Origin of the sequence: Nocardia sp. NPDC051911 (assembly GCF_040681035.1) — a bacterium.
Taxonomy (GTDB): Bacteria; Actinomycetota; Actinomycetes; order Mycobacteriales; family Mycobacteriaceae; genus Nocardia; species Nocardia sichangensis.
The window spans coordinates 1-6,696 of the sequence record NZ_JBFAXY010000079.1 but is presented as its reverse complement, the minus strand read 5'-3'; the positions used below and the strand labels follow the sequence as shown (position 1 = coordinate 6,696).

At 68.5% G+C, this 6,696-nt stretch carries 2 protein-coding genes; both read right to left on the bottom strand.

Going from position 1 to position 6,696, the window contains the following annotated elements:
- Positions 1 to 5,454 (bottom strand): amino acid adenylation domain-containing protein (locus AB0L97_RS38195; RefSeq protein ID WP_364439858.1); only part of this gene is annotated, 5,454 nt, incomplete at its 3' end.
- 267 nt (positions 5,455 to 5,721) lie between these two features.
- Positions 5,722 to 6,696: AMP-binding protein (locus tag AB0L97_RS38190; RefSeq protein WP_364439855.1), on the bottom strand; the 975-nt coding region annotated here is incomplete at its 5' end.

Below are 6,696 nucleotides of genomic sequence, written 5' to 3'. Positions count from 1 at the left end.
AGTACGCGCCGCATACGCCACCATCACATCCCGCACCAACGGACCCATCGACGACGCATCCGCCGCGATGTGATGCACCACCACCGCCAACACATACGTCTCGGGCGCTCCGTCGACCTGGATGAGGACGGCACGCAACGGCACCTCGGCCGTCACGTCGAACGGAGTCGCCGCCAAGGCGTACACGGCGCTCGCCACGTCCGACTCGGCCAGCACCCGCGGAGTGAGATCCAAGGCGACCTGCCCGGCGGGCAGCACCACCTGCACCGGGCCGTCGACCGTCTCCGGATACACCGTGCGCAGCACCTCGTGGCGCACGACTACATCCTGTAGCGCCGCACCCAGCGCGGCGACATCCAACGCACCGGTCAACCGCAACGCGAACGGCAGGTTGTAGGCCGCCGAACCGATCTGCTCCGCGGCCTCATCGGACTGATCGAAGCGGTTGAGGAACCACATCCGCCGCTGCGCCAACGACAACGGCAACCGCTCCGGCCGGGCGATACTGCCCAACTCAACGCGCTCACCGTGCGTGTGCGACTCCAGCGCCGCCGCCAACCCCGCCACCGTCGGAGTCTCGAACAGCGCCCGCACCGGCACGCGGCCACCGACCGCCGCGCCGAGACGCGCCACGACTTGGGTGGCGACCAGCGAATTGCCGCCGAGCGCGAAGAAGTCGTCATCCGCGCCGACCCGGGTCACACCGAGCACCTCGCCGAACACACCCGCCACGATCTCCTCGATCGCGCTCGAGGGCGCACGGAAATGCTTGGTCTCGAAGGTGGGCTCCGGTAGCGCCTTACGATCCAGCTTGCCGCTGGAGTTCAGCGGGAACGCATCCAGCGCCACGATGGCGCCCGGAACCATGTAGGCGGGCAACGTCTCACCGATCGCGGAGCGCAGTGCCTGCGTGTCGATCCGGTCTCCCGGAGCGGGGACGACGTAGGCCACGAGTTGGTCGCCCAGCGATGAAGGCGACACGAGCGCCACCGCCTGGCTCACCGAAGGCTGCGCCAGCAGCGCCGTCTCGATCTCGCCCAGCTCGATCCGCTGACCACGGAACTTCACCTGGAAATCGGTCCGGCCGAGATAGTCGAGGACCGCGTCGTCGGCGTCCTTGCGCCATACGACGAGGTCACCGGTGCGGTACATCCGCTCACCGTTGCCGAACGGGTTGGCCACGAACCGGTCCGCGGTGAGATCGGGACGCCGCACGTAACCGCGGGCCAGCTGATCACCGGCCAAATACAGCTCACCGGGCACACCCACCGGCACCGGCCGCAACCACGAGTCCAGGACGTACACCTGCGTGTTCCACTGCGGCAGACCGATCGGCACGCTGCGCTCGTCCGCCGACGCGGGCCAGTAGGTCACCGAGACCGCCGCCTCGGTCGGGCCGTACAAGTTGTGCACAGCGGCGTCGGACACCGCGAGCATGGCTCCCACGGTCTCCGGGGGCAGCGCCTCGCCGATCACGAAGACGTGTTTCAGCGTCGGGCAGCTGCCGGGCGTGGTGTGCGCGGCGAAGACGGTCAGCATGGACGGCACGAAGTCGGTTACCGTCACGCGCTGCCCGGCAATGGTTTCCGCGACGTAGGCGGGGTCGCGGTGCCCGTCCGGCGTGGCGACGACGAGCTTCGCTCCCGCACGCAACGGCATGAAGTAGCCCCACAGCGAGACGTCGAACGTCGTCGCCGTCTTCTGCAGGTACACGTCGTCCGGGCCCAGCGGGTATTCCGCCAGCATCCACGCGATCTGGTTGTCGATCGCCGCATGGGACACCGCGACGCCCTTGGGCCTGCCGGTCGATCCCGACGTGAAGATCACGTACGCCGGGTGCTCCGGCAACACCGGACGCAGTAGTTCCTCCGGGCGAACCGGGCTGTCGTCGAAGCCGTCGAGATCCAGGGTGTCGACGGCGAGCGCCCGGACGTCCTCGGGCAGGGCCGCCGCGTCGGCACTGGTCGTCACGACACAGAGGGGGCGAGCGGTGTCGAGGATGTGCGCGATGCGTTCGGCCGGATGATCCGGATCCAACGGCACATACGCCCCACCCGACGCCACCACCGCATACATCCCCACCACCAGATCCAACGACCGCCGAACCGCCAACCCCACCAACGACTCCGCACCCACACCCTGCGAAATCAACAAACGCGCCAGCCGATTCACCCGCGCATCGAACTCACGATAAGTCAGCTCGACGCCCTCGTAAGCGACGGCGATCCGTTCCGGATTCGCTTCGACGGCACGGCGATATCCGTCGAGCAGCAATTCGGAGCGGACGGGGTAACGGGTGTCGTTCCACTCGTGCAGGATTCGATCCCGCTCGACCACGCTGAGCAGGTCGATGCCGCCCAGTGCGCGATCGGGGTCGGCCGCTACCGCGCGCAGCAACCGGTTCAGGCGCGCCGCGAATTCGGCGACCGAACCCTCATCGAAAAGGTCGGTGGCGTAAGTGAACATGGCGGCAAGGCCCGCGTCCGGACCTTCCTGCGGCGTCACCGTCAGCTGCAGATCGAATTTGGCCACCGCGCCGTCGAGTTCGACCGCGCCGACCGACAGGCCGGGCAACTCGAGCTCCGCTCGGTCCATGTTCTGGAAGAACAGCGCCACCTGGAACAGCGGATGATGCGCCTGCGAGCGGACCGGGTCCAGCACCTCGACCAGCCGCTCGAACGGCAACTCGGCATGCGAGAAGGCGGCGAGGTCACGTTCCTTGGTCACCGCCAGCAGTTCGGCGAACGAGGCCGCCGGATCCACCGCGGTCCGCAACACCAGCGTGTTGACGAACATGCCGACCAGATCGTCGAGTTCGGCCTCGCCGCGGCCTGCGACCGGCGTGCCGATGGTGATGTCGGCGGAGCCGGACAGTCGGGCGAGCAACGCCGCGAAAGCGGTGTGCACAACCATGAACAACGAGGCGCCATTCGCGTGCGCGAGTTCGTCGAGCCGGGCCCGGGTGGGTGCGTCGACGGTGAAGGTGAAGACGCCTCCGCTTCCGGATGCCGCGGCGGGACGCGGCCGATCCGTGGGGAGATCGATCCGGTCCGGAATGTCCGCGAGAGCCTCGCGCCAGAAGGCGATCTGCGTCGCGGCCACGGAACGGGGGTCGTTCTCCTCGCCCAGCACGGCGCGCTGCCACAGCGTGTAGTCCGCGTACTGCACCGGCAGCGGTTCCCAGCCGGGTGCGGTGCCCGCGCTGCGCGCGACATAGGCGGTCATCAAGTCGCGCACCAGCGGCGCTATCGAGGTGCCATCGGCCGCGATGTGGTGCACGACGACGGCGAGGACGTAGTCGTCGGGACCGGTCCGCGCGAGCGAAAGCCGCAACGGCACCTCGGCCGCGACATCGAAACCGGTGGCGGCGAACGTACGCAGCCAGTCCGGGACTTCCCCGGCGGGCAGGTCGTGCGGCGTCAGGTCCGGCGTCGCCTCCGCGGCGGGCAGCACCACCTGATACCCGGTACCGTCCACCGCCGGATACACCGTCCGCAACGTCTCATGACGCCCGACCACATCCGCGACCGCCGCCTGCAACGCCGCCACATCCAACACACCCGACAACCGCACCGCGAACGGAATATTGTTCGCCGCGGACCCGGTATCGAACTGATTCAAAAACCACATCCGCCGCTGCGCCAACGACAACGGCACCCGCTCCGGACGCTCCACCGCCACCAGTGCCGGACGCTGCGCGCCGGTGTCGAATTCGGCGAGCCGGGCGGCCAGCAGCGCGACCGTCGGCGCTTCGAACACCGTCCGCGCGGGCACCCGCGCGCCGATCGACGCCCCGAGCCGGGCCGCTACCTGCGTCGCGATGAGCGAGTTGCCGCCCAGCTCGAAGAAATCGTCGTCCGCGCCGATCTCGTCGCCGGCGCTGAGCAGGTCGGCGAACACACCCGCCACCAACTGCTCGAGCGCACCCGACGGAGCGCGGAATTCCTTGGTCTGCAACTGCGGAGCGGGCAGGGCCCGACGATCCAGCTTGCCCACCGGGGTCAGCGGGATCTCGTCCAGCACGGTGAGGGAGGTCGGCACCATGTGCACCGGCAGGCTGCGCTCGGCGTGCGCGGTCAGCTCGTCGATGTCGATCGAGTGTCCGCTCGCCGCATGCACGTAGGAGGCGAGAATCGTCGCGCCGCTGTCCAATTGGTGCCCGACGGTGACCGCGAAATCCACCGTCTCGTGCGCCGCCAGCACCGCATCGATCTCACCGAGCTCGATACGGAAACCGCGAATCTTCACCTGGAAGTCGTTGCGACCCAGGTACTCCAACTCACCACTCGGCGTCCAGCGCACCAGATCACCGGTGCGATAGAGACGAGAGTGGTTCGGGTCGAAGGGGTTCGGGACGAAACGCACGGCGGTGAGGCCGGGGCGCAACTGGTAGCCCCGTGCCAACTGGGGCCCGCCGATGTACAACTCGCCGACCACGCCGATCGGGACCGGCACCAGTCGCTCGTCCAGCACGTACTCGGTGGTCGCCTGGATCGGCGCGCCGATCGTCACCGGCTGCCCCGGCACCAGCGGCGCGCTGATGTTCGTCATGATCGTGGTCTCGGTCGGGCCGTACCCGTTGTAGAACTCGCGATCACCGTCGGCGAGCGGGCGCACCCAGCGCCGCACCAGCTCCGGCGGGCACGCCTCGCCACCGGCCACCACCACACGCAACTCGTCCAGCCCCGCCGGATCCACCGACGCCAGCGCGGCCGGGGTGATGAACGCGTGCGTGACGGCCTCCCTGCGCAGGAGCGCGGCCAGCTCGTCACCGCCGTACACCGTCGGCGCGACCACGACCATGGTGGCCGCGCCACCCAGCGCGAGCAGCAACTCCAGCACCGACGCGTCGAACGACGGCGACGCGAAATGCAACGTCCGCGACGCACTCGTCACCCGATACCGATCACGCTGCTCGGCACAGAAACTCGCCAACCCCGCCTGCGTGACGACCACACCCTTCGGCATGCCGGTCGATCCCGAGGTGTAGATGACGTAGGCAGGATGTTCGGCGCGCAATTGGCGCAGCCGATCCGCATAGGTGACCGGTTCGGTCGGGTAGTCCTCCAGCTGCCTGGCACAGGTGTCGGAATCGATCACCAGCCATTCGATTTCGTTGGGCAGGTCCTCCACCACACGCGCGACGGTGAGTCCGAGCACGGCGCCGGAGTCCTTCACCATGTGCTCGACCCGGTCGGCCGGATAATTCGGATCCACCGGCACGAACCCCGCACCGGTCTTGGCCACGGCCCACACCGCGACCACCGACTCCACCGAACGCGGAACACCGACCGCGACCAGATCCTCCGGACCCACCCCACGATCGATCAACAAACGCGCCAAACGCGTGGATTCGGCGTCGAGTTCCGCGTAGGTGAGTTGTCCGCGTGAGCTGACCGCGTCGGCGAACACGACCGCGGTACCGGTCGGATTCGCCTCGACGGCGGTTGCCATCAGTTGCGGAAGGGTAGTGACTCTAGGTCGCCGGGTGCGTGTGGGCCGCACCCGCGCGGGCCGCGTCACGCGAGCCCCGCTTCGTCCCTGGTCCCCCATCCCTGAGCCGGCAGACTATTCCCCGACAAGCGAAACATGAAAACTCTGCACATCCTGCCTGTAAGAACACGTCCATGACACATTTCCAGCGGACACCCTGATACTCCAAACCAACCAGCTGTGTCCATGGTCACACAACTGGCGGCTCGTGTCCGGCTGCGAATCAATTCACTCGCTACCGAGCAGCTCGGTGAACTCGACGATAGCGGCCACATCGGCCCACGGCCCCGCCGGTACGGCGCCGACACCATTGTCCAGCACCACAGCGTGCAAATCTTCCAGGGCCGTCGGGTCGAGGGCGTCCAGCCCGGTCCGATCGGTCACCAGATGGGTTACCCACTCGTCGGCCAGCGACTCCGTCAGCGCGCCGTCCGCGCCGACCAGCACCACCGACGCGCCCACCGATCCCGCGGCGACCACCTCGATCAGCGCGGCGGGCGACTGCGGACTGCCGTGCTGGAAGGTGCGCGATTCGAAGGTCAGCTCGGTGCGGGCGCGCAGCCGTCCGGCCGCCGTGGCCAAGTCGTCGTAGCTGAGCACTTGCGCGCCGACGAACGCCGGGTCGGTGCCGCGCAGCGCCCGGGTGCGGTGTGCGTAGGTGACCGGGCGGGGTGATTCGGCGGCGATCTCGGCGATGACGGCGGGGTCGTCGAGGGCGAGCCAGTCGAGGGTGCCGGTGGGTGGATCACCGAGGGTGAGGCCGACTTTGGTTTGGAGGTCGTCGGGCAGTGCGGTGTCGAGGGTGTCGACGGGTACGACGGCGGCGCCTGTTTTGAGGACGGCCCAGGTCGCGATGACCGCTTCCATGCCGCGATCCAAGCGCATTCCGACACCCGCGCCGGGACCGCAGCCCCGCGCGATGAGCACCCGCGCCAAACGCGAAGAGCGGGCGTCGAGATCTTGGTACGACAGCGCGTTCTCACCGGCGACCACGGCGGGCCCCTCCGGGTCGTCCTCGACCGCCGCCGCCAGCGCCTGGGTCAGCGCCGTGCCCGCGGTAGCCGTGGGCGGTTCGACGCTCACCGACTCCGCCGCGGCCGCCATCCGCTCCCGTTCGGTTCGGTCGAGGATGTCGATGTCTCCGATGGGGGTGTGGGGGTTGGTGGCGATGGTGGTGAGGATGCGTTCGAGTCGGTGGCCGAG